Source organism: Flavobacterium sp. A45, from assembly GCF_002001005.1.
GTDB lineage: Bacteria > Bacteroidota > Bacteroidia > Flavobacteriales > Flavobacteriaceae > Flavobacterium.
The window spans coordinates 121,151-145,773 of sequence record NZ_MUNX01000146.1 but is presented as its reverse complement, the minus strand read 5'-3'; the positions used below and the strand labels follow the sequence as shown (position 1 = coordinate 145,773).

Genomic DNA, 24,623 nt, shown 5'->3' with positions numbered 1-24,623 from the left:
TATTAAAGTTACAGAAAATCGATATTAAATACCGAATATTTCTGCAGAATTATCTGTTGTTACGGTTGCTATCTCATTTGCCGAAAGACCATAAATCTGAGCCAATTTATCTACAACATTTATTAAATAGCTGCTTTCGTTGCGTTTGCCACGGTACGGAATTGGAGCCAAATAAGGAGAATCTGTTTCCAAAACAATATGTTTCAGATCTATTTTGTTTAAGAATTGATCTATTTTCCCGTTTTTAAAAGTAACAACCCCACCTATTCCCAATTTCATATTATAGGATATCGCCTGTAAAGCCTGCTCATAAGTCCCCGTAAAGCAATGAAAAATACCAAACAACTCAGGTGATTTTTCTTCTTCCAAAATTTCGAATATTTCATCAAAAGCCTCCCGACAATGAATCACTATCGGAAGTTTATATTGTTTGGCTAACTGAATTTGTTTTCTAAACGCAATTTGCTGTTCAGGCAAATGCGTTTTATCCCAATACAAATCAATCCCTATTTCACCAATAGCGACGAACTTTCTTTTAGCTAACTCATTTTCGACATGCTGCAATTCCTCCAAATAATTATCCTTAACATAAGTAGGATGTAAACCCATCATCAAGAATACATTGTTAGGATAATCTCGTTCCAAATCATACATGCTTTGCGTACAAGTCGAGTCTATTGCTGGGACAAAAAAGCGTGTAACACCATTATCAATGGCGCGTTGCATCATTTCGCTTCTATCCAAATCAAATTCTTCAGAATATAAATGCGTGTGGGTATCGGTAAGTATTGCCTTTGTTTCCAAGTGTAAAATTTAATGTTGCAAAATTACTCTAAAAAGCGGGCTTTCCAAAAAAATGGGGTTTCATAAAGTCCCCTAATCATTTTTATAAGTCTAAATAGGGAAACATACGCAGTATAACACTATTTTTACTTTACACAAAAGTCATTTCCAACATGAAGAATTTACACGATAAACTAAAGAAGGTAGATTATAAAAAAATCAAGTTTAAAGTCACCAAAACACAACATCTTTTGATTAAAGCAAAAATCAATGGTGTAAAAGGAAATTTCATACTGGATACCGGCGCTTCCAACAGCTGTGTGGGATTTGAAAGCATTGAATATTTTGCATTGGAAGCCAAGAATTCCAAAACCAAAGCTTCTGGTGCGGGAGCAACAGGAATGTTAACACAAATATCCTCCAACAACAAACTCAAGCTAAACAATTGGAAACATAATAAGTTCGATCTTGTAATCTTCGATTTATCACATGTGAATGAAGCTTTGGGTCATTATAAAGTAAAACCTGTTCATGGTATCATTGGTGCCGATGTTTTGATGAAAGGCAAGGGAATTATTGACTATTTCAATCATTGTTTGTATTTGAAGTAGCATACTTTTTCAATGCAAAATAAGATATAATTCCACTAGCCATCATTAATAAACCACCAAGAATAAATGACATTCCCGCAAATTCAAATGGCGCCCCTTTATGTGTAAAATAATAAAAAAGACCTGACATTACTGGTGGCCCAATAATGGTTGCAGCACTCATTAAACTCGCAATTGTTCCTTGTATTTCACCTTGTTCTGATGGCAAAACATGATTTGAAATTATGGCTCGCAATGCTGGACCAGCGATTCCGGCAAGACAATACGGAATCAAGAAGAGAAACATCATCCAGCTTTCGGAAGCAAAAGCAAACAAAAACATTCCAATAGTATATAATGTCATTCCGATATAAATGCTTTTTTCATTTCCAAATTTTCGGCTAGTCCAGCGTATTAGTCCTCCTTGAACCAGACTTACCAAAACACCAACAACTCCCAGCGATATTCCGACCATTTTTTCATCCCAGCTGAATTTATACATTGTAAAATAGCTCCAATTACTTTCAACTGCATGTGATGCTACATAAATCAAAAACAGAGCAAACAATAATCCATATAGGGAAGGGTACTTTTTTAAATTCAAAAAAGCTCCAATTGGATTGGCTCTTTTTAAATTTACTGGCCTTCTGTTTTCTTTTGATAATGATTCGGGCAAAATAAAATAGCCATACAAGAAATTCAGCATGCATAAAACGGCTGCTGCATAAAACGGAATTCTGGATCCGTAATGTCCCAAAACACCCCCAATAACTGGACCGATTATAAATCCGAGGCCAAAAGCCACACCAATCATACCAAAATTTTTGGCTCTGTTCTCTGGCGTACTCACATCGGCTATATACGCCGAAGCGGTTGAAATACTTGCTCCTGTTAATCCGGCTATTATTCGTCCTATAAACAGCCATGTAATCGTTGGCGCAAATGCCAGCAAAATATAATCCAGTGAAAAAGCAAAAAGCGAAATCAAGATTATGGGTCTTCGCCCAAATTTATCACTCAAATTACCAATTAGAGGCGCAAACATAAATTGGGTTATCGCATACGCAAATGTTAGCCAACCACCATATTTTGCTGCTTCACTAACATCACCATGTATTAATTCTTTAATCAGTTTTGGGATAACTGGAATGATAATTCCCCAACCCGTAATATCGATTAACATTGTGATGAAGATAAAGCCGATAGCAGCCTGTTTTTTGTTTGATGCCATAAATAGTATTTTGTTGGTGGGGCAAATAAACAAAAAATCCCGTTTGATTTCTCAAACGGGATTCTACTATATTGAAATAAAATTATTTTACAATTCCAATGCTTTTTTAGCGTTACCGCCCATCAACAATTCTAATGGGTTTTCTAAAGCTTCTTTTACAGCAACTAAGAAACCAACAGACTCACGACCGTCGATAATTCTGTGGTCATAAGAAAGCGCTACATACATCATTGGGTGAATTTCCACTTTACCGTTTACGGCAATCGGACGCTCGATAATGTTGTGCATTCCAAGGATTCCAGATTGAGGAGGATTGATGATTGGAGTAGACAACATAGATCCAAAAACACCACCGTTAGTGATTGTAAAAGTTCCTCCTGTCATATCGTCAACAGTAATTTGTCCGTCACGAGCTCTAAGCGCTAATCTTTTAATTTCAGCTTCAACTCCACGGAAAGTCAAGTTTTCTGCATTACGAACTACAGGAACCATAAGTCCTTTTGGTCCTGAAACTGCGATAGAGATATCTGCAAAATCAAAAGCAATTTTATGGTCACCATCCATCATAGAATTTACGTCTGGATACAATTCTAAGGCTCTAGTAACTGCTTTTGTAAAGAATGACATATAACCTAAACCAAGTCCACCATGTTTTGCTTTGAAAGCATCTTTGTATTCGTTACGAATCAAGTTAATTGGCGTCATGTTTACTTCGTTGAAAGTAGTCAACATTGCTGTTTCATTTTTGGCAGCAACTAATCTTTCAGCTACTTTACGACGCAACATAGACAATTTAGTTCTTTCAGTACCGCGAGAACCTCCTGTTGGAGTTCCCATTGAAGGCACTGCATTTACAGCATCGTCTTTAGTTATTCTTCCGCCTTTACCAGTTCCTGAAACTGTTGCTGGAGCGATATTTTTTTCGTCTAATATTTTTTTAGCTGCTGGAGACGGTGTTCCTGCTGCATAAGATGCTACTGGCGCTGGAGCTGCTGCTACTGGAGCCGGAGCCACTGGTACAGGTGTTGCTTTTGGCGCTTCAGCTACTGGAGCTGCTGCTGGTGCACCACCAGCTGGTTTTGCTCCATCAGTATCAATAAGACAAACTACTGCCCCAACCGCTACTGTATCGCCTTCTTCTGCTTTTAGAGTGATAATTCCGCTCATTTCAGCTGGCAATTCAAGTGTTGCTTTGTCAGAATCAACCTCAGCTATAGCTTGGTCTTTTTCTACATAATCTCCGTCTTTAACTAACCATGTTGCAATTTCTACTTCTTTGATTGATTCCCCTGGTGATGGGACTTTCATTTCTAAAATCATCTTATTCTTTGTTTAAAGTTTAAATTGTTTAAAGTTTCATGTCGCGTTCATTTACAAACCTGAAACTTTAAACTTGAAACAATTCTTAATTATCTAAATAAATTTTTGTCGAATACCATTCTGATAGCATCTGCATGACGACGTTTTGCTCTTGTGTAACTTCCTGATGCTGGAGCTGCATACGCTTTTAATGAAGCCAATCTCCATTTGATAAAGTCGAAATTCATCAGCATAAAGCTATAAGCTCCCATGTTTTTAGGCTCTTCCTGTGCCCAAACATAATCGTCAGCGTTTGGATACTTAGCAATAATCGCTTTAATCTGTTCTGCTGGGAAAGGGAATAACTGCTCGATACGAACAACCGCTACATCATTTCTTCCATTGTTTCCTCTTTCGGCAACAATATCATAATAGAATTTACCTGTAACGAAAACCAATGTTTTTACCTCTTTTTTGTTTACTGTTTCGTCATCGATAGTTTCCTGGAAACTTCCTTTTGCTAATTCTTCTACAGTAGAAACACATCTTGGATCACGCAATAAACTCTTTGGAGAGAATACTACAAGTGGCTTACGGAAAGTAGTTTTCATTTGTCTTCTCAACAAGTGGAAGAAGTTGGCTGGCGTTGTACAATCGGCAACATACATATTATGTCTGGCACAAAGCTGTAAGTAACGCTCCATTCTTGCAGATGAGTGTTCTGCTCCCTGCCCTTCATATCCGTGAGGCAATAATAAAACAATACCGTTTTGATTGTTCCATTTGTCTTCACCGCAAGAAATATATTGGTCAATCATAATTTGTGCTCCATTACTGAAATCTCCAAATTGTGCTTCCCAAATAGTTAATGCATTTGGATTTGCCAAGGCATAACCATAATCAAAACCAAGAACACCATACTCCGATAAATGTGAATTGAAAATACCAAAGTTTCCTTTTTTGTTTTCGATAGCGTTCAATAAAATCACTTCTTCCTCAGAATCTTCTACTTTAACTACTGCGTGACGGTGAGAGAATGTACCACGCTCTACGTCCTGACCTGAAATACGAACATCAAATCCTTCACTCAAAAGAGAACCGTAAGCTAATGTTTCGGCAGTTCCCCAATCAACTGTATTATTATCATATCCTGCTTTTCTGTCAGAAACAATTTTGGTTATTTTGTTAATGAATTTTTTATCAGATGGTAAAGTCGATACTGTTTTGATAATAGAATCTAGTGATTTTTTCGCAAAAGAGGTATCTACTTTTTGAAGCATCACATCATCAGAAACCTGATTAAATCCTTTCCATTCATTCTGCATAAATGGAGTAATGATTGTCAGACCTTTTTTGCGGGAGGCTTCTAAATTTTGTTCAAGATCCGCTTTGTATTCTTTCTCAATTGTATTTACATAATTGGCATCAATAACTCTTTCTGACAAAAGTTTTTCAGCATAAATATCTCTAGGATTTTGATGTTTTGCAATGATTTTATATAAAACAGGTTGTGTAAAACGAGGTTCATCACCTTCGTTATGACCGTATTTTCTGTATCCTAATAAATCGATAAAGACATCACGTCCATACTCCATTCTATAATCCAACGCAAAAGACATAGCATGTACAACAGCCTCCGCATCATCTGCATTTACGTGCAATACTGGCGAAAGTGTTACTTTGGCAACATCTGTACAATAAGTAGAAGAACGAGCATCTAAATAATTAGTGGTAAAACCAACCTGGTTATTGATTACGATGTGAATCGTACCGCCTGTTTTGTATCCGTCAAGCAATGACATTTGAATGATTTCATACAAAATACCCTGCCCTGCAATTGCAGCATCACCGTGAACGGCAATTGGCAAGACTTTAGAGAAATCATCTGCGAAATACTTATCTTGTTTTGCTCTTGTAATTCCTTCGATTACTGCACCTACTGTTTCAAGATGCGATGGATTTGGAGCTAAATTGATGTTTATTTTTTTACCAGATTTAGTTACTTTATCGGCAGTAAGACCTAAGTGATATTTTACGTCTCCGTCAAAATACTCTTGATCGTAATCTTTTCCGTCAAATTCACCGAAGATATCTTGAGTAGATTTTCCGAAAATGTTAGCCAAAACATTCAAACGTCCACGGTGAGCCATACCCATCACAAACTGCTCCACTCCTTTTTCGGCAGCTTTTTCAATCAAAGCATCAAGAGCAGGAATTACAGATTCTCCTCCTTCTAATGAGAAACGTTTTTGACCTACATATTTGGTATGCAAAAAGTTCTCAAAAGAAACGGCTTGATTTAATTTATTTAAGATTGTTTTCTTTTCCTCAACAGAGAAATTAGGCTGGTTATTGTTTACGCCCAATTTGTCTTGAATCCATTTTACAACACCAGGATTCCTGATATACATATATTCAACCCCAATATACTGACAGTAAATAGCTTCAAGGCGCGCTACAATATCTTGCAAAGAACACGGAGGAACACCAATTACCTTAGCTGCATCAAAAACAGTTGAAAGATCAGCAGTTGTTAATCCGAAGTTTTCAATATCCAAAGTCGGGCTATATGTTCTGCGGTCACGAACCGGATTTGTTTTAGTGAATAAATGTCCACGTGTGCGGTATCCATCAATTAATTTTAAAACATTGAATTCTTTTTGCAGTTTATCCGAAACCAAACTGCAGTCAGTATTGCTCTCCACATACTCAACAATTCGCTGAACTGGATTTTCATCATTATAAGTAGTCATTCCAAAGTCGAAACCTTGAAAAAAACTTCTCCAGCTTGGTTCTACGCTATCTGGATTTTCTAAATATTGATCGTATAATTGAGCAAAAAATTCTGTATGCGCTGCGTTTAAAAATGAAAACCTATCCATAATATTGTTGTTGAATATACTTTTGTTAAATAGTCCGGCAAAAATACAATAAAGCAAATTATTTAAATCTATTTTTTTACGTACTTTTACGTAAAAATTTGTTAAAAAAAGCCCGAAGTATGAAAAAATCAACCTTTTCTTCCCTAACAAAGTACCTTTTCATCTTTTTTACCCTGTTCTTTTACGAAAACGTAATAGCTCAATACCAGCAAACTCCTCAATCGAGAAGTCCGTTTTGGAATAATGTACAATTTGGAGGCGGATTAGGATTAAGTTTTGGCAGCGGATACACTGAAATCTCTGTTGCTCCGAGTGCTATTTATAACATCAATCCCTATTTAGCAATGGGATTAGGACTTCAAGCTAGCTATGTTTCTTCCAAAAATTATTACGATTCGGGAATTTATGGAGCAAGCATACTCACCTTCATTAATCCGATTCCACAAATTCAGTTGTCCATAAATTTAAATCAATCCTATGTTAATAATCATTATGAAGCCTATAATGGCTATAGTGGCTATACCGATAATTTCTGGAATACTGCTTTGTTTCTTGGAGCGGGTTATCGAACAGGAAATGTAACCGTGGGACTTGCCTATAATGTATTGTACGACGAAAATGACAATGTATATGGCGATGCGCTTATGCCTTTTGTGAGAGCTTATTTTTGATTTTTTGAAGTTTCTGAGTTTCTGAGATGCTAAGTTTCTAAGTTATTTTAAAAAAGTCTTAGAATCTCAGAAACTTAGTAACTTAGAATCTTTACTTATACTTATTCCTAAACCAAACCTTTTGCCATTCTCTTCTTAGGATTAAGAAAGCAACTTGTTCCGCAAGAATCACTAAATCGGAACCGTCGAGTTTTTTGATTTCCTCTTCGGAAACATCAATGATATAAAGCAAATTGAGGTACTCAGCAAATTTATACTGAATAAGTCTATAAATTTTTTCGTGTAATTGAATTTTTAATTCATCTGGAGTAATACTTTTTGGGAAATCAATTGCTTCATTGGCCAAATTAAAATCCTTATTCAATTGAGTAATCAAATTGTCATAAAGCGTTTCATTGTTGGCTTCCTGGAGTAATAAATCGGTATTTATTGGCGCTATAAACATATTTTTTAAATTGAATTTCAATGGCAATTTCAATGGCAAAATTCAACTCTCAAAATTGTTATTGAAATTGATTTTTGCCATTGATATTATTACACTTTCCTTCCCATCAGGTTTTCACCAAAAGTTTTTAGAATATTCTTTTTCTCTTCTGAAATTGTCATTTTTTCTAAAGTTTCAAAAGCCTTGAAAGTATACATTTCAATTGCTTCCTGAGTGGCTTTTGATGCTCCGGATTCGTTAAAAACAGTTTTTGCAGTTTCTATTTTTTCTGAATTATCTTCCAGCTGTAAACTGAATAATTTTTCTAATTCTGAAGCTTTTTCAGGATTCGAAAATTCGATTGCTTTTAAATACAAATACGTTTTTTTGTTTTCGATTATATCTCCGCCAACTTGTTTTCCAAAAGTTTCTGGATCACCAAAGGCGTCTAAATAATCATCCTGTAATTGAAAAGCCAATCCTAAATTGAGTCCGAAATCATAAATTAAATTGGCATTTTCGGCTGTAGTATCAGCAATAATAGCGCCCATCTTCATCGCAGCCGCTACCAAAACAGCCGTTTTATACTCTATCATTTTTAGGTATTCTGGAATGGTGACATTGGCACGGGTTTCAAAATCGACATCCCATTGTTGCCCTTCACAAACTTCAAGAGCTGTTTTACTAAACAATTTAGCCAAATCCCTAAAGACAGCTGGCTCATATTGTTCAAAATATTGATAAGCCAAAATCAGCATGGCATCACCCGACAAGATTCCGGTGTTGATATTCCATTTTTCATGAACGGTTTGTTCACCTCTTCTTAAAGGCGCATCGTCCATAATATCATCATGCACCAGCGAAAAATTATGAAAAACCTCAACCGCCATCGCCGCTGGAAGTGCCTTTTTATAATCAGCTTCAAAAACTTCCGATGCCATTAAAGTCAAAACTGGCCGCATTCTTTTTCCTCCTAAACGCAAAATATAATCAATCGGTTCGTACAGATTCTTCGGTTCTTTATTGATACTTTGATTTTCTAAATAAGAAATAAAAAAATCTTGATACTGATAAATGGCGTGCATAAAATTTAAGGTTCTGGTTTTCAAAAGCCCAAAGATACAATTCAAATATGAATTATTGCTTTGGAAATGTGAGTAAAAATAGGGCATAGTTTTTGCTTATAAAATTATTTAAAAAAAACATCGGAAACTTTGTTGGTTTTTAAAGTTTCCTTATTACATTTGCAAAACATAGGAAACTTAATTGGTGTTAAAAGTTTCCGAAATGCGTTTTAAAAAAAATAAACAAATAAGGAACAACTTTACTAAAAACAAGAATCATGGAAAATGAATGGGCAATTGATTCAAACGGATCAGACGTATTAATAAAATCTAGACATTCTCTAATCGGTTACATGCCGGGAAACAAAAACAATTTCAAAGGCCATGTAGCTATACAAAACGACCAAGTAGAAGATGCTTCGATTGAATTTTCATTAAATGTAAATGACAAAGAATCCAGTTCGATTCAAAAAAATAAGGATCCAAAATTTACCGATCTTTTCGAGGAAGATGAAACCCCTTTGATACAATTCAAATCAACTTCTTTTCAGAAGATCAATAAAAACATCAATTTCCTGAAAGGCTTTCTTACTATCAAGAACATTACAAAAGTAGTCGAATTGGATACCGAGTTTATAGGATTCAATAATTATAATGGTGTTCAAAAAGCCTCTTTTGAAATTACGGGAAACATTAACCGTAAAGATTTTGGACTGAATTACAATATGTTGTCTCCAAATGGAGGTCACCCGATAGGCAGGGATATTAAACTAATTGCCAACTTAGAATTTTCACATTAAGAGTAACCAGTTCTTACAAAGCATAATAACAAACTAAAACTCATTTGACAACTAACTTTTACTGTATTATTTCAAAATATTAATTACAATAAGTTACCCATAAAATGAAAGATAAAATTATATCAAAAGCAACGGAACTTTTCTTAAAACTAGGATTTAAGAGTGTAACCATGGATGATATTGCCACCGAAATGTGCATCTCTAAAAAAACGATTTACAAATTTTTCTGCAACAAAGAAATCCTTATCGTTGAAAGTACAGAGATGGTTCATAAAGCAATTCATGAAAGTATCGATACAATTGCTGCAAAAAATTACAATGCAATCAAAGAAAATTTTGAGATCAAAAAGATGTTCAAAGAAATGTTTAAATCCGGAGAAGCTTCACCCGCTCATCAATTGAAAAAACATTACCCCGAAATCTATGATAAAGTAATGTCTAGAGAAATAAACGAATGCAACACGGTCTTTAAACAGAATATTGAAAAAGGAATTCAACAGGGTTTGTACCGAGAAAATTTGGATATCGACATCTATGTTAAATTTTATTACAACCTTATTTTCAGCATTCACGGAATGACGAGTTCTGAAAAAGAATCACAAAAATTAGAATTACAAGCATTAGAATATCACACTAGAGCAATGGCAACGCCTAGTGGAATAATAGAATTAGAAAAACAATTACAAAATCCTACCTTACTATGAAAAGAATACTTTTATTAACATTCTTAACCTTTGCTATCACTGCACAATCCCAAGGAGTTAGCACAACAAATCCGCTTACGCTAAAAGCGGCAATTACTTACGCACTTGAGAACAAAGCCGAAGCTAAAAAAGCAAGATTAAGTGTTGAAAACAGTGAATACCAAATCGAAGAAGTTCGTTCAAGAGCTTTGCCCCAAATATCTGCAAACGGAAGCTTAACATACAATCCTATTTTGCAAACCAATGTAATTGATGGATCAGCTTTTGGCGCTCCAGGAACTACAATTCAAGCTTCTTTTGGACAAAAATGGACATCGGGCGCTGGAGTTACATTGACCCAAACGATTTTTGACCAATCTGTTTTTACAGGATTGAGAGCAGCACAAAGCACTCGTGAGTTTTATCAAATAAACAATCAATTAACAGAAGAACAAGTAATTGAAAGAGTAGCAAACAATTATTACTCTGTTTACGTTCAACGTGAAAGATTAGCTTTATTGGACAGCAATTATGTGAATACCTCAAAGGTTCGCGATATCGTAAAAGGGCAATTTGATAATGGCTTGGCCAAAAAAATTGATTTGGACCGAATCATCGTAAAAATGTCTAACATCGATACGGAGCGTCAACAAATCATAAACCAAATTCAATTACAGGAAAATGCATTGAAGTTTTTTATGGGAATGCCTATTGAAACTGTAATCGTGATTCCAAAAACAGAATTTGAAGCAACTCCGGCAGCATTATCTGAAGCTCCAAATGTTGAAAACAGAACCGAATATTTGCTTTTGAAAAAACAAGAAGAATTATTGCAATTTCAAAAAACAGCCATTAAAGCCGAATATTACCCAACACTTAATTTGGTAGCGGGATATAATTACATCGGACAAGGACCAGAAGTTCCTCTTTTTGCAAAACCTGCCGATGGAGTTTACTGGTCTGACTATTCAGCAATTGGATTGAATTTGAGAGTGCCAATTTTTACCGGTTTTGGAACTCGCGCCAGAGTAAGACAAGCTGATGTTGATATTAGAACACTTCAAGAAGACATTAAAGACACACAACTTTCACTTGATTTGGATTACAGAAATGCTAAAACTCAAATTGAGAACAACCTTATAACCATCGGAAATCAAAAAGAAAATATGCGTTTGGCTGGTGAGATTTTAAAAAACACCAAGAACAATTACCTACAAGGTTTAGCCTCATTAACTGATTTATTGGATGCCGAAAACGCATCTCTTGAAGCACAAAACAATTATACCAGAGCAGTACTAGCCTACAAAATAGCAGAAATAACATTAATCAAATCAAAAGGAGAACTTAGAACCCTATTAAACTAAAACAAGATGAAAAAAAATATAATAACCATAGCCGTAATTTTAGGAGCATTAGGACTTATTGCTTTTACTTTAAATAAGAACAAAACTGAGAACAAAGCTAAAACTGATATTGTTGCCGAAAAAAATGCAGCTGTATCCGTAAAAACAGCTCAGGTAAAAACCGAAGAAGTATCATTGGATTTCTTAGCCAATGGAAATTTTGAACCAATTCAAGAATTGACTTTTTCTGCTGAAAAATCAGGTAAAGTAATCAGTGTTTTAGTAAAAGAAGGGGATTATGTAAATGTTGGACAAACATTGGTAATCGTTAGAAGTGACGTTATAAATGTAAATGCCCAAACTGCAAAAGCTTCTTATGACAATGCAAAATCAGATTATGACCGTTATCAAAACGCTTTTAATTCAGGTGGAGTTACCAAACAACAATTGGATCAGGCAAAATTGGCTTTGACTAACGCTGCCAACAACTTGAAGCAAGCCAACATCAACGTTGGAGACACTAAAGTTAAAGCTCCGATTAAAGGTTTCATCAATAAAAAATACATTGAGCCAGGTTCTATTTTAACAGGAATGCCAGCAACAGCAATGTTTGACATCGTGAACGTTTCTAAATTGAAATTAAAAGTTACCGTAAACGAAAGTCAAGTAGCCAGCTTAAAATTAGGGAACATTATTAATATTACTTCAAGTGTATTCCCTGATAAAACATTTGCAGGTAAAATTACTTTTATCGCTGCAAAAGCTGATGAAAGCTTGAATTTCCCAGTGGAACTTGAAATCGAAAACAACGCTGACAAAAGCTTAAAAGCAGGAATGTACGGAACTGCCAATTTTGGTTCTAAACAAAAACAACAATTAAAAGTAGTTCCTAGAAACGCTTTCGTAGGAAGTGTAAGCAGTAATGAAATTTTTGTTGTAGAAAACGGTATCGCTAAATTGAAAAAAGTAGTCTCTGGAAGAATTATAGGAGAACAAGTAGAAATAGTTGACGGATTATCTGATGGAGAAACTGTAATTGTTACAGGGCAAATTAACTTGCAAGACGGTAATACAGTAGAAATTATTAAGTAAAAGTAATTAGTAAAAAGTCCTTAGTTGTTAGTCCTCAGTAATTAACACAAATGAAAAACTAGGGACTAAGGACTAAAAACTAATCACCTACCACTATTTAAAAGAAACATATGAAATTAGCAGAAATATCCATAAAACGTCCGTCGATAATAATTGTATTGTTTACGATTCTTACCCTTGGCGGACTGTTCAGCTATAGCCAATTGGGCTATGAATTGATTCCTAAATTCGAACAAAACGTTATCACCATTGCCACCGTTTATCCTGGAGCTTCTCCAAGTGAGGTCGAGAATACGGTTACCAAAAAGATTGAGGATGGGATCGCCTCTTTGGAAAACATCAAAAAAATTGATTCCAAATCATACGAAAGTTTGTCTGTAGTTACGGTTACATTGACAACACAAGCAAAAGTGGACATTTCGATGAATGACGCACAGCGAAAAATCAATGCTTTGATAAGTGATTTACCCGATGATGCCAAAACACCGTCGTTATCTAAATTCTCGTTGAGTGATTTACCGATTATGACTATTGGTGCCAACGGAAAAATGGACGAAGCTGCTTTTTATGATTTGATCGATAAAAAAATCGCTCCGGTTCTATCTCGTGTTACTGGTGTAGCACAGGTAAATATCATTGGTGGTCAGGAAAGAGAGATTCAAGTAAATCTTGATGCCGTAAAAATGCAAGGTTACGGACTTTCGGTTCCACAAGTACAACAAGTTATTTTGTCATCCAACTTGGATTTCCCAACCGGAAACATCCAAACACGTGACCAAAAAATATTAATTCGTCTTGCCGGAAAATATAAGAATGTTGAAGAACTAAGAAACTTGGTTGTTTCTTCTAAAGGCGGAATTGAAATTCGTTTGAGAGACATTGCCGACGTACAAGATGCCCAAAAAATTGCCGAGAAAATTTCTCGTGTCGATCAAAAAAGCGCGATTATTTTACAGGTAATTAAACAATCCGATGCGAATGCCGTAGCGGTAAGTGAGCAATTAATTAAAAGTATAAATAAATTAGAAAAGGATTATAAAACCAACGCTTTAAAATTAGAAATCGCCAAAGACAGTACGGTTTATACCTTAGAAGCCGCAGATTCTGTAATTCACGATTTAATGATCGCGGTAGTATTGGTTGCCTTTGTAATGTTGTTCTTCTTGCACAGTATTAGAAACTCATTGATTGTAATGGTTTCGATTCCTGTTTCGTTAATTGCAACCTTCATTGGAATTTACCTAATGGGATATACGCTGAACTTGATGAGTTTATTAGGACTTTCACTTGTGGTCGGTATTCTGGTCGATGATGCCATTGTGGTATTGGAAAATATCTACAGGCACATGGAAATGGGTAAAAGCCGTGTTCGTGCCGCTTATGACGGAACAGCCGAAATTGGTGGAACTGTAACTTCGATTACATTGGTAATTGTCGTGGTGTTTTTACCAATTGCAATGAGTTCTGGATTGGTATCCAATATTATTACACAGTTTTGTGTTACCGTAATTATTTCAACATTGTTTTCATTATTGGCTTCGTTTACAATTATTCCGTGGTTGTCTTCTCGTTTTGGAAAATTGGAACATATTGAAGGAAAAAACTTGTTCGGAAAAACGATACTTGGATTCGAAAGTTACTTAACTCGTTTTACAAACTGGGTTACCGAATTATTAAACTGGTGTTTGGATCATTATTTCAAAACAATTGCAGTTGTACTTGTCTTGTTTTTCGGATCAACTATCGGATTAATGGGTGGTGGTTTTATTGGTGGAGAATTCTTTGCCTCTTCAGATAGTGGGGAGTTCTTGGTTCAAATCGAAATGCCAAAAGACGCTTCATTGGAACAATCTAACTTTATGACTCAAAAAGCGGAAGCATTTTTGAAAAACGAAGAGTATGTTCACAGCCAGATTACGACTGTAGGACAAACCAGTGAAGGTATGGGTGCTGCACAAGCTACTGCTTACAAAGCGGAGATTGACGTAAAAATGATTGACCAAGCAGAACGTACTGATGATGCTTCGGTATATGCTGCAAAAATCAAACGTAAATTGGAAAAAGTATTGGTTGGAGCCAAAGTAAAAACGGTTCCGGTTGGTATTTTGGGTACTGCCGAAAATGCAAAATTGGGATTGATTGTAACAGGTCCTTCTACTGAAGCTGCTATGGCTTTCGCCAAATTAGCCGAAGCTGAATTGCGTACCATTCCTGGAACAACCGAGATTAAATTAACCGTTGAAGATGGAAATCCGGAAATCAATGTACAGGTTGATCGTGATAAAATGGCTGCATTAGGACTAACCCTTCAAACTGTTGGTATGACAATGCAAACTGCCTATAGCGGTAACACGGATGGGAAGTTTAGAGCTGGTGAATACGAGTATGACATCAACATTAAATACAATGCTTTTGACAGAAAAAATATTACTGACGTAAGTAATCTGATTTTCATCAACAATGCGGGTCAGCAAATCAAATTGTCTCAATTTGCAGCTATTACTGAAGGTTCAGGACCTAGCCAATTGGAACGTCGTGATAAATCGGCTTCGGTAACGGTGCAAGGTCAGAACGTTGGGGTTCCAACAGGAACAATTGTAACACAATGGCAAGCTAAACTGGACAAATTGAAGAAACCAGTTGGTGTGAATTACATTTGGGGTGGAGACCAAGAAAATCAAAGCGAAGGTTTTGGTACTTTGGGAATCGCTTTATTGGCTGCTATTGTCTTGGTTTACCTTGTAATGGTTGGTTTGTATGATAGTTTTATGCACCCGTTTGTGGTATTATTTGCTATTCCGCTTTCGTTTATTGGAGCGATGCTGGCTTTAGCATTGACAAATAATACGTTGAATATATTTACCATTTTGGGTATTATTATGTTGATTGGTCTGGTGTGTAAAAATGCGATTATGCTTGTGGATTACACCAACCAACGAAGAGCCGCAGGAGAATCTATCAGAAGAGCATTGATTCAAGCGAATCACGCACGTCTTCGTCCAATTTTGATGACTACAATTGCGATGGTTTTTGGTATGTTCCCTATTGCATTGGCTTCTGGAGCTGGTGCCGAATGGAAAAACGGTTTGGCTTGGGTAATTATTGGTGGATTGATTTCATCTTTATTCCTAACCTTGATTATTGTTCCTGTAATTTATGAAATCATGGAGAAAATCAAAGCCAAATTATCTAAAGGTGAAAAAATCGATTATGAAGCCGAAATGGTTGCCGATTATGACCACAAAGAATTAAGCGAGGATGGTTTCAATCCGAAGCATACAGTTTAAAATAGGTTGCTTACTAATTCAAAAAAGGGCTTTCAAGATATTTGAAAGCCCTTTTTTTATTGTTTTTTTTTAACTCAAGTCGCATACTAAAACCACATATTAAACAAGATTAGGATAGCGCGGATTTGCAATCCGTGCCCATTCCAATTATCAAGTTCAACTTGTTTTTATCATTGTTATTTTTAGCACGCTCACTTTATCGATATACTTTGTGGGCACGGATTGCAAATCCGCGCTATCGGGGTTGGCGAAGGTTTGTTTCGTTTTATGTTTTTTTCAAATATAGATAATAATAATAGTTACAAACCTACAAAGTGTAATTTTTGTTCATTTCAGTCATTTTTGTCCTCCGTCCATAAAAATAGATCGTCCGAAGAAAAAATAATGCCCTGATACGAGCTTCCGTGTCCTCAGCTCCTTGATTTCTATTTGTAACCTATTTTTTTTCTTGGTTCTGTATTGTCTTTTTTATCAATCAATTCATCGAGATAGCTAAATACCAGTTCTATATTTCTACCGTGATTGGTGAGTTTCTTTTTAATTTCTTCGATTTCCAATTTCACACTCAAACTATCAGTAAGCATTTCTCTTACTTTGGTAAATACGCGAATGATTTGAATACTTACTTTTATAGCTCTTGGGCTGTTTAATACAGTCGATAACATCGCCACGCCTTGTTCTGTAAATGCCATAGGCATATATCTTGTGCCTCCCCAATTTGAGGTGACAAATTGGCTCCTCAAGATTTCAAACTCCTGCTGAAGTCATAGAATACGCAGCCAGACTGTTTGAAAAACATGAGATTCTAAAGGTATTTACAAAAAAAGTCGGGAGACTTTTATCATATTTATAACTTTCAAGAACTATAAAAAAACGCAAAGTCATGAGACATTTGCGTAGCGCAGTGGTTTGCTTCGTCTGTTCGTTGTCGTTGGTTATACTTTTGCGACAAAATCGATCATCCATTCAATGCCGTATTTGTCTCTAAACATCCCAAAATAAGAGCCCCAAGGGCTGTCACCAATAGGGTATTCAACATTTCCTCCCGCCGAAAGTCCGCTAAATAGTTTGTCGGCTTCATCACGACTTTCTGCGCTAATCGATATTTTAGATCTATTTTCATTTTCATTTACTGGACCCATACTTTCCGGAACGTCATTGCCCATCAAAAAATTTGGGCCAATAGATAAGGCAATGTGCATTATTTTATTGGCTTCCTTTTCGGGTATCGGGTATTCATCGTTCGACATCTCTTTGAAACGAACAATTCTTTCGAACTCTCCACCAAATACCGATTTGTAAAAATTGAATGCTTCTTCTGCATTTCCGTTGAAGTTAACGTGAGGATTGATAAGTGCCATGATTTTTATTATTTTAAGTTGCTTTTATTATTTCTTATTCCAATTTTCTGAGTGCAGGGTGTCGCAATACAATGACGCCTAACTCGCTTGTAGGTCTCATAAAATCTCACATATCCACACTATTTAGGTAGCTTGGTCAAAAAAAGGGTAGTTGTATTGCCTTTCAAATTTAATAAATAATAGTTACAAATAGGTAGCCATATAGTAGCATTTAAAAGTTAATTATCTAGTAATTAGCATAATTAAAACAAAACAATGGAAACTTAATTTGTTTATAAAGTTTCCATTGTTATATTTGCATTACAAATTTATTACAAAAAAGGACAAAGAATAAAAAGCAGTTGACACAGACATTAAACTCATTGCCTCTTTAGAATTTATTCATCATTAAAACTATTATAATCAGCCAAGTAAAATCAAAAAAAACCACTAACCAACAAGTTACCACCAAAAAATGAAAGAAAAAATCATATCCAAAGCAAGCGATTTATTTTTAAAACTTGGTTTTAAAAGTGTCACTATGGACGATATCGCCTGCGAAATGTGCATTTCCAAAAAAACGATTTACAAATATTTCTGCAACAAAGAAATACTGATTGAGGAAAGCACGGAAATGGTTCACAAAACCGTTCACGAAATCATAAATACCATTGTTGCCAAAGACTACAATGCCATTGAAGAGAATTTTGAGATTCGGAAAATGTTCAAAGAAATGTTTCAGGCGGCAGACACTTCTCCGCTTTATCAATTAAAAAAACATTATCCCGAAATCTATCAAAAGGTAATGAGCAGGGAACTGGATGAATGCAATATGTGCTTTAAACAAAATATTGTAAAAGGCATTGAGCAGGAATTATACCGGGAAGATCTCGATGTTGACATCTACGTTAAATTTTATTACTCCTTAATTTTTAGCATCAAAGAAAACACCAGCTCCGAAAGAGAAGCTACAAAACTAGAATTACAGGCCCTGGAGTACCATACCAGAGCAATGGCAACGCCAAAAGGAATAGCCGAACTTGAAAAACAATTACTTAAAACCAAAATATAATGAAAAACATATTCATTCTAATGCTTACGCTCTTGAGTTTGAGCATCAATGCCCAAGACTCGGCAAAGAGTTACTCCTTTTCATTACAGCAGGCAATAGACCACGCACTCGAATACAACTATTCAGCTATCAATTCAGGACGCGATATTGAAGCGGCCAAAGAAAAAAAATGGGAAACAACCGCAATGGGCTTGCCACAGATTAATGCTGGTGTGGATTATACAAACAATTTCGTATTGCAAAAATCGGTAATCCCAGCTGAATTTGCCGGAGGAAACCCAGGAGATTACATAGAAGTGGCTTTTGGAACCAAACATACAATGATTGCTCGCTCCACCTTGAGCCAGCTTATCTTTGACGGTTCGTATATCGTGGCTCTTCAGGCGTCCAAAACCTATTTGGCCTATTATGAAAACGCCAAAAAAAGATCCGATATAGAAATCAAAGAAATGGTTATTAACTCTTATGGCAACGTTTTATTGGCCCAAGAAAACATAGCAATCTTAGAAAAAAATATTGCTTCCCTACAAAAAACGTTGAACGACACCAAAGCCATTTATAAAAACGGTTTAATCGAAGAAGAAAGCGTAGAGCAATTGCAAATCACATTATCCTCATTGGAAAGCACCTTAAACTACAACAAGCGTTTATTGGATATCACCTACAAAATGCTAAAAATTAATTTAGGCATAGCCATTAATGACCAAATCACATTGACCGACAAATTGGATGTCCTTACTATTCAAAATATGGATATGTCCTTTTCAAATACAGAATTTGACGTGAACAATAATATCAATTTTAGGATAGCCTCCAATTTTGAAGAGCAAAGAACACTGGAATACAAACTGGAAAAAAGTAAAGCCCTACCCTCATTAGCTGCCAATCTTAATTTTGGATACACTGCTTTTAAAGATGAGTTTCAATTTTTTACACAACATCAAAATTGGTTTAACTATTCCAATCTTGGGCTTAGCCTAAATGTTCCCATATTTAGTAGTTTGGCAAGAAGCTCAAGAACACAACAAGCAAAAATTGCTTTGGATCAAGCAAAGACAGTGTTAAGCGAAACCGAACAAAAATTGAAATTGCAATATGCTACCGCAAAAAGTGAATACGAATACAGTATCGCCGATTACGAAACTGCAAAAAGCAATCTGAATCTGGCAGAAAGAATTGAGAAAAAACAGCAGATTAAATTTACTGAAGGGCTCTCTACCAGCTTTGACTTTAATGATGCACAACGTCAATTGTACAGCGCTCAACAAAAATACTTGCAAACGATGGTTAACATCATCAACAAAAAAGCCAGTTTAGAAAAAATAACCACTAAATAATGACTACCGTTAAAACTAAAAATATGAAAAAGATACTAATCCTAACCGTTATTTCAATTGTATTGATTGCTTGTAATTCATCAGAGAAAAACCAATCAATCGACAGTATAATTGCATCCAAAGACGTAAAAGCGATAACTGCCAAAAAAGCCGAACTACAGCTCCAACTTTCTCAAATCGATGAAGCATTGGCTGGTTTGGAAGTAAACAAAGAAGTCGAGGCATTGGTTAGCGCCGCAAAATTGAAAGACACTACATTCAACCATTATCTTGAGGTGCAGGGAAGCGTTAACACCAACGAGAATGTATTAATTCAGCCTGAATTCCCTGGAAACTTAGTGCAATTGAATGTAAAAGCGGGACAAAAAGTAAGCAAAGGACAAGTTTTGGGTCGCACAGATGATGGCGGTATGAGCCAGCAATTGGCCAGTGCCGAAAACCAATATGCTCTTGCCAAAACTACTTTTGAACGTCAAAAAAATCTATGGAATCAAAAAATAGGTTCCGAAATACAATACCTTCAAGCACAGGCTCAAATGATTTCAGCGCAAAAAGCAGTAGCGCAAATCAACGCCCAAATTGCAAAAACAGTAATCAGAGCACCATTTTCAGGAACCATAGACGAAGTGTATGTTGAAAAAGGGGAAGTGGTTTCTGCAAGCCCGCAAGGGTTAATGAGAATCGTGAATCTTGGAAATATGTATGTTTCTACCTCGATTCCTGAAACCTATATCGGGAAACTGAAAATTGGTACTGAGGTAGATGTTTACTTAACTTCATTGAACAAAACCTACAAAGGAAAAGTACGCCAAATTGGTAATTTTATCAATCCAAACAACAGAAGTTTCGGAATTGAAGTTAGCGTTCCCAATCCGGAAAATTTATTGCGTCCTAACCAAGTCGCAAAAATGAAAGTGATTGATTACGTGAGTAAAAATGCTGTAGTTGTTCCGACTAATGTGATTCAGCAGGATTCTAAGAAAAATAGTTTTGTGTACACAGTAACAAACTCTACAGGGAAATCAGGCATTGCCAAAAAAGTAATTGTCAAAACAGGTCTGTCATCAGACAATGTAACCGAGATTTTAAGCGGTTTGGATTCGGATGCCATAATAGTTACCGAAGGCATGAACACTATTTCGGACGGGATGAAATTGAATTTTTAAAAAGTTTAAAATTGTTTAACTGTTTAAGGTTGTTTAAAATACAACCCTATTTAAACTTTTAAACAACATTAAACCACCTTAAACCAAAAACTTATGTCACATCAAAATAAAGAATTCGGAATATCAAGTTGGGCTGTCGAAAACCGCGTTACAGTCTATATCCTGACTTTACTGATTGTAATCACAGGAACCATTGCCTATGTTACGATGCCCCGCGAGGATTTTCCGGAAATTATAGAAAATAAGGTTTACATTTCGTCTGTTTTCCCTGGGAATTCAGCCGAGGATGTAGAGAAACTAATCATCAAACCGCTGGAAAAAGAAATCAAGAACATCAGCGGAGTCGATAAAATCACGTCCAGTTCCTTTCAAGATTATGGAATGATTATCGTTGAGTTTGAAGATAAAGTAACCATTTTGGATGCCAAAACTAAAATTAAGGACAAAGTCGATATCGTAAAAGCAGATACCGACTGGCCAAATCTTGACAACGGAAGCAAAGTAGAACCAAGCGTATTTGAATTGAACATTTCGGAAGAAGTGCCGATTCTGAACATCAATTTGCAGGGAAATTACACAACACAGCAGCTTAAAAAATACGGAGAACTGCTTCAGGACGATATTGAAGAAATTCCCGAAGTAAAAAAAGTGGACATTCTGGGTGTTGATGATAAAGAGGTGGAAATTGCCGTTGATATTTTCAAAATGACAGCAGCCCAAGTTTCTTTTGACGATATTCAAAATTCAGTCAAATATGAAAACATGACACTTTCGGGAGGAAATTTAATTTCACAAGGTTCAAGAAACAACATCCGAATTGTGGGCGAAATCAAAGATCCGAAAGAACTGGAAAACATCATTGTAAAACACAATGGAGGAACCGTTTACCTAAAAGATATTGCAGTAGTCAGTTTCAAAGAAAAAGAAAAAACCACTTATGCCCGTGAGAAAGGAACTGAAGTGGTGATGCTGAGCGTAAAAAAACGTTCCAATGAGAATATGATTTCGGCTATTGAACAGGTTAAAGAAAAAATTGAAGACGCCAAAGCTTCTTATTTACCCTCGAATCTAAAAATTGAATTGACTAATGACCAATCTTCCCGAGTAGAACATCAGGTTGATGAACTTTCGAACCATATCATTTTCGGTATTGTACTCGTAATGATTGTACTGATGTTTACAATGGGACTTCGAAATTCATTATTTGTGGGCGCAGCGATTCCTTTATCAATGCTGATGGCGTTTAGTATACTATCGGCATTTGGACTTACACTGAACACGATGGTACTCTTCGGATTGGTAATGGGACTGGGAATGCTCGTGGATGACGGAATTGTGGTGGTCGATAACGTATTTGCCAACATGAAAAAAGGCATGAATCGCGTCGAAGCTTCAAAAGTCGGTATTGGCGAAATCGCATGGCCCGTAATTTCCTCTACCGCTACAACCTTGATGGCGTTCCTGCCTTTTGCGTTATGGCCGGGAACTATGGGTAAATTCATGAAATATTTCCCAATTACGTTAACCGTAACACTTTCTGCATCGTTATTTGTTGCAATGGTTGTCAATGCGGCTATGACTGGAGGTTCGATGGATATTGAAGACCGAAATGTGACTAAAAAATCGGCTAAAACCTACTCGATATTTTTTACCGTTATTGCCGTTATTTTTGTACTTCTTGGAAATATTTATGATTCTAAATTTGCAAAAGCCATTGGACACTTAGCTATTATTTCCCTTGGATTGATGTGGCTGTACAAATTAAAATTGTACCAATGGACACAAGATTTTCAGCATAGCTTTTTTCCTAGAATGGAAGAAAGATACAAAAGCTTTTTGGCCAAAATACTTACTCCAAGAAGAGCTTGGTATGCTTTGTTCGGAATCATCGGTCTGTTATTTTTCTCCTTCATTCTTCTGGGAATATTCCCTAGAAAAGTGCTTTTCTTCCCAGATAACATTCCAAATCAGGTAATCACTTATATCGAATACCCACAAGGAACAGACATTGAAAAAACCAATAAGGCTACGCTATTTGTAGAAAAACAGGTGATTTCTATTTTAAGTAAATATATCGATCCAAAAACTGACAAAAACTATCTGGCTGAATCCATCGTATCCCAAGTGGGTGTTGGAGCTGGTAATCCAAACGTCGATGCAGGATCGGCTTCGGAAACACCTTTTAAAGGAAAAGTGACGGTGAATTTCTCCGAATTCAAATTCAGAAGAGGCATCAACACTGCCGATATTCTCGAAGAAATCAGAGGAAAAGTAAAAGCAATTGCTGGAGCTACGGTAACCGTTGAGAAAGATGCCAACGGACCACCGGCTGGTTACCCAATCAGTATTCAGCTGACAGGAATCGATTATGAAGAAATGCTGAAAGAAGCGGACAAGATGATTGCTTTTATCAATTCCAAAAACATTCCCGGAATTGAGCGTTTGAGCATTGATGTTAATAAAGAAAGCCCGGAACTTGAGGTAAAAGTAGACCGCGTAAGTGCGGGAAGTTTGGGCGTTTCGACAGGGCAGCTGGGATTCAATCTGCGCCGTTCCGTGTATGGACAGGAAATTTCGACATACAAAGAAGGCGATGACGACTACAACATCACGATGCGTATGCAAGATGATCAGCGTAAGAACGAAAACATATTATTCAATCAGGCGCTGACTTTCAGAAATCCTGCTAACGGACAAATGATGCAGGTGCCGATTTCGGCGGTTTCGGAAACAGAGAAAACAACCACCTACAACCAAATCAAAAGAAAAAACCAAAAACGTATTATGACGGTTTATTCCAATGTTTTGACAGGTTACAACGGTGACGAAATCACCAAACAGATTGAAGCCGACTTAAAAGGCTATCAACTTCCGAAAACAGTTACCTATTCCTTCTCCGGAGTTCAGGAAGAGCAAGGCAAAAACCAAAGCTTTCTGCTGTATGCCTTATTTTTAGCATTAGCGGGAATTACGATTATTATTGTATTGCAGTTTAATTCGGTTTCCAAAACGATGGTAATTCTGTTTACTGTAATCCTGAGTTTTAGTGGAGTATTTTATGGTTACGTAATTGCCAACATGGATTTTGTGATTCTGATGACGATGATGGGAATCATTTCGCTGGCGGGTATTGTGGTGAAAAATGGTATCGTATTAATGGATTTCTTTGTTTTATTATTAGACAAAAAAGTTGCCGACAACCATTTGGAAAGCCACGATGATTTAACAATAGAAGAAATTAAAGAAGTAATCATCGAGTCTGGTAAATCAAGATTGCGTCCTGTATTGCTGACTGCTTTGACAGCTGTTTTGGGGTTAATTCCGCTGGCGATTGGACTGAATTTTGACTTTTTCTCCTTAATAACTGACTTGAATCCACACATTTTTATGGGAGGAGATAATGTTATCTTCTGGGGACCTTTGGCCTGGACCATCATCTTCGGATTGACCTACGCGACGGTATTGACCTTGGTAATGGTACCAGTGATGTTCTATTTGGTGAAGAGAACTAAATATTGGTTGAGAGACAGAAGAAAAACTCAGGCTGCCAAAATATAGA

At 36.2% G+C, this 24,623-nt stretch carries 18 protein-coding genes and 1 pseudogene; 11 read left to right on the top strand and 8 right to left on the bottom strand.

What is annotated here, in order from left to right:
- Positions 1-24: 24 nt before the first annotated feature.
- Entirely contained in the window at positions 25-804 is a 780-nt protein-coding gene (locus tag B0E44_RS17080) for a TatD family hydrolase (protein ID WP_077378070.1), read from the bottom strand.
- A gap of 152 nt (positions 805-956) precedes the next feature.
- Here B0E44_RS17080 and B0E44_RS17075 point away from each other — a divergent pair, with 152 nt between their 5' ends.
- Positions 957-1,394, top strand: a complete 438-nt coding sequence (locus B0E44_RS17075) for a retropepsin-like aspartic protease (protein ID WP_077378067.1) — start codon at positions 957-959, stop codon at positions 1,392-1,394.
- Here B0E44_RS17075 and B0E44_RS17070 read toward each other — a convergent pair.
- The 3 genes from B0E44_RS17070 to B0E44_RS17060 form a co-directional block, all read right to left on the bottom strand.
- On the bottom strand, positions 1,369-2,604 hold the full coding sequence (locus B0E44_RS17070; protein WP_077378064.1) for a TCR/Tet family MFS transporter: 1,236 nt from the start codon (positions 2,602-2,604) through the stop codon (positions 1,369-1,371). The genes B0E44_RS17075 and B0E44_RS17070 overlap by 26 nt on opposite strands.
- An 87-nt stretch (positions 2,605-2,691) precedes the next feature.
- Positions 2,692-3,924, bottom strand: coding sequence for a 2-oxoglutarate dehydrogenase complex dihydrolipoyllysine-residue succinyltransferase (odhB, locus tag B0E44_RS17065; protein ID WP_077378061.1), 1,233 nt, complete (start codon positions 3,922-3,924; stop codon positions 2,692-2,694).
- 89 nt (positions 3,925-4,013) lie between these two features.
- Entirely contained in the window at positions 4,014-6,785 is a 2,772-nt protein-coding gene (locus B0E44_RS17060) for a 2-oxoglutarate dehydrogenase E1 component (protein WP_077378396.1), read from the bottom strand.
- A 119-nt stretch (positions 6,786-6,904) separates the two neighbouring features.
- Between B0E44_RS17060 and B0E44_RS17055 the strand changes: the two genes are divergently transcribed.
- Complete coding sequence (locus B0E44_RS17055; RefSeq protein ID WP_077378059.1) at positions 6,905-7,456, top strand: hypothetical protein; 552 nt, start codon at positions 6,905-6,907, stop codon at positions 7,454-7,456.
- Between the two features lie 91 nt (positions 7,457-7,547).
- On the opposite strand, the gene B0E44_RS17050 is transcribed toward B0E44_RS17055, so the two are convergent.
- Together B0E44_RS17050 and B0E44_RS17045 are read right to left on the bottom strand one after the other, a co-directional pair.
- On the bottom strand, positions 7,548-7,901 hold the full coding sequence (locus tag B0E44_RS17050; protein WP_077378393.1) for a hypothetical protein: 354 nt from the start codon (positions 7,899-7,901) through the stop codon (positions 7,548-7,550).
- Between the two features lie 89 nt (positions 7,902-7,990).
- Positions 7,991-8,965, bottom strand: coding sequence for a polyprenyl synthetase family protein (locus B0E44_RS17045; RefSeq protein WP_077378390.1), 975 nt, complete (start codon positions 8,963-8,965; stop codon positions 7,991-7,993).
- A gap of 257 nt (positions 8,966-9,222) precedes the next feature.
- Here B0E44_RS17045 and B0E44_RS17040 point away from each other — a divergent pair, with 257 nt between their 5' ends.
- The 5 genes from B0E44_RS17040 (at position 9,223) to B0E44_RS17020 (ending at position 16,149) form a co-directional block, all read left to right on the top strand.
- Positions 9,223-9,744 (top strand): YceI family protein, encoded by a 522-nt coding sequence (locus B0E44_RS17040; protein WP_077378056.1) that lies wholly within the window; start codon positions 9,223-9,225, stop codon positions 9,742-9,744.
- Between the two features lie 104 nt (positions 9,745-9,848).
- Positions 9,849-10,448, top strand: coding sequence for a TetR/AcrR family transcriptional regulator (locus B0E44_RS17035; RefSeq protein ID WP_077378053.1), 600 nt, complete (start codon positions 9,849-9,851; stop codon positions 10,446-10,448).
- On the top strand, positions 10,445-11,791 hold the full coding sequence (locus tag B0E44_RS17030) for a TolC family protein (protein WP_077378050.1): 1,347 nt from the start codon (positions 10,445-10,447) through the stop codon (positions 11,789-11,791). The genes B0E44_RS17035 and B0E44_RS17030 overlap by 4 nt, the downstream gene beginning before the upstream one ends.
- Before the next feature lie 6 nt (positions 11,792-11,797).
- The gene (locus tag B0E44_RS17025; RefSeq protein ID WP_077378047.1) at positions 11,798-12,862 is read left to right on the top strand and encodes an efflux RND transporter periplasmic adaptor subunit; all 1,065 of its coding nucleotides are present in this window, start codon (positions 11,798-11,800) and stop codon (positions 12,860-12,862) included.
- Positions 12,863-12,972: 110 nt separating this feature from the next.
- A complete protein-coding gene (locus B0E44_RS17020; RefSeq protein ID WP_077378044.1) occupies positions 12,973-16,149 on the top strand; it encodes an efflux RND transporter permease subunit in 3,177 nt (1,058 codons plus the stop codon).
- A gap of 425 nt (positions 16,150-16,574) precedes the next feature.
- Here the strand turns inward: B0E44_RS17020 and B0E44_RS17015 are convergent.
- A pseudogene (locus tag B0E44_RS17015) lies at positions 16,575-16,898 on the bottom strand (ORF6N domain-containing protein); the annotation flags it as partial.
- Positions 16,899-17,084: 186 nt separating this feature from the next.
- Complete coding sequence (locus B0E44_RS17010) at positions 17,085-17,510, bottom strand: VOC family protein (protein ID WP_077378038.1); 426 nt, start codon at positions 17,508-17,510, stop codon at positions 17,085-17,087.
- A gap of 454 nt (positions 17,511-17,964) precedes the next feature.
- Between B0E44_RS17010 and B0E44_RS17005 the strand changes: the two genes are divergently transcribed.
- From B0E44_RS17005 to B0E44_RS16990, 4 genes are all read left to right on the top strand, one after another.
- Positions 17,965-18,561, top strand: coding sequence for a TetR/AcrR family transcriptional regulator (locus B0E44_RS17005; protein WP_077378034.1), 597 nt, complete (start codon positions 17,965-17,967; stop codon positions 18,559-18,561).
- Positions 18,561-19,898 carry a TolC family protein gene (locus B0E44_RS17000; protein ID WP_077378031.1) on the top strand — a complete coding sequence of 446 codons (1,338 nt, stop codon included), beginning with the start codon at positions 18,561-18,563 and terminating at the stop codon, positions 19,896-19,898. The genes B0E44_RS17005 and B0E44_RS17000 overlap by 1 nt, the downstream gene beginning before the upstream one ends.
- Before the next feature lie 23 nt (positions 19,899-19,921).
- Positions 19,922-21,064: an efflux RND transporter periplasmic adaptor subunit gene (locus tag B0E44_RS16995; protein WP_077378387.1), complete on the top strand. Its 1,143-nt coding sequence runs from the start codon at positions 19,922-19,924 to the stop codon at positions 21,062-21,064.
- A 93-nt stretch (positions 21,065-21,157) separates the two neighbouring features.
- Positions 21,158-24,622 (top strand): efflux RND transporter permease subunit, encoded by a 3,465-nt coding sequence (locus B0E44_RS16990; protein WP_077378028.1) that lies wholly within the window; start codon positions 21,158-21,160, stop codon positions 24,620-24,622.
- Position 24,623 lies beyond the last annotated feature (1 nt).

What these genes read in the sequence shown, in the direction of transcription:
- B0E44_RS17075 (WP_077378067.1), top strand. Translation starts at nt 957, where the DNA reads ATGAAGAATTTACACGATAAACTAAAGAAGGTAGATTATAAAAAAATC.
- B0E44_RS17070 (WP_077378064.1), bottom strand. Translation starts at nt 2,604, where the DNA reads ATGGCATCAAACAAAAAACAGGCTGCTATCGGCTTTATCTTCATCACA.
- odhB (WP_077378061.1), bottom strand. Translation starts at nt 3,924, where the DNA reads ATGATTTTAGAAATGAAAGTCCCATCACCAGGGGAATCAATCAAAGAA.
- B0E44_RS17060 (WP_077378396.1), bottom strand. Translation starts at nt 6,785, where the DNA reads ATGGATAGGTTTTCATTTTTAAACGCAGCGCATACAGAATTTTTTGCT.
- B0E44_RS17055 (WP_077378059.1), top strand. Translation starts at nt 6,905, where the DNA reads ATGAAAAAATCAACCTTTTCTTCCCTAACAAAGTACCTTTTCATCTTT.
- B0E44_RS17050 (WP_077378393.1), bottom strand. Translation starts at nt 7,901, where the DNA reads ATGTTTATAGCGCCAATAAATACCGATTTATTACTCCAGGAAGCCAAC.
- B0E44_RS17045 (WP_077378390.1), bottom strand. Translation starts at nt 8,965, where the DNA reads ATGCACGCCATTTATCAGTATCAAGATTTTTTTATTTCTTATTTAGAA.
- B0E44_RS17040 (WP_077378056.1), top strand. Translation starts at nt 9,223, where the DNA reads ATGGAAAATGAATGGGCAATTGATTCAAACGGATCAGACGTATTAATA.
- B0E44_RS17035 (WP_077378053.1), top strand. Translation starts at nt 9,849, where the DNA reads ATGAAAGATAAAATTATATCAAAAGCAACGGAACTTTTCTTAAAACTA.
- B0E44_RS17030 (WP_077378050.1), top strand. Translation starts at nt 10,445, where the DNA reads ATGAAAAGAATACTTTTATTAACATTCTTAACCTTTGCTATCACTGCA.
- B0E44_RS17025 (WP_077378047.1), top strand. Translation starts at nt 11,798, where the DNA reads ATGAAAAAAAATATAATAACCATAGCCGTAATTTTAGGAGCATTAGGA.
- B0E44_RS17020 (WP_077378044.1), top strand. Translation starts at nt 12,973, where the DNA reads ATGAAATTAGCAGAAATATCCATAAAACGTCCGTCGATAATAATTGTA.
- B0E44_RS17010 (WP_077378038.1), bottom strand. Translation starts at nt 17,510, where the DNA reads ATGGCACTTATCAATCCTCACGTTAACTTCAACGGAAATGCAGAAGAA.
- B0E44_RS17005 (WP_077378034.1), top strand. Translation starts at nt 17,965, where the DNA reads ATGAAAGAAAAAATCATATCCAAAGCAAGCGATTTATTTTTAAAACTT.
- B0E44_RS17000 (WP_077378031.1), top strand. Translation starts at nt 18,561, where the DNA reads ATGAAAAACATATTCATTCTAATGCTTACGCTCTTGAGTTTGAGCATC.
- B0E44_RS16995 (WP_077378387.1), top strand. Translation starts at nt 19,922, where the DNA reads ATGAAAAAGATACTAATCCTAACCGTTATTTCAATTGTATTGATTGCT.
- B0E44_RS16990 (WP_077378028.1), top strand. Translation starts at nt 21,158, where the DNA reads ATGTCACATCAAAATAAAGAATTCGGAATATCAAGTTGGGCTGTCGAA.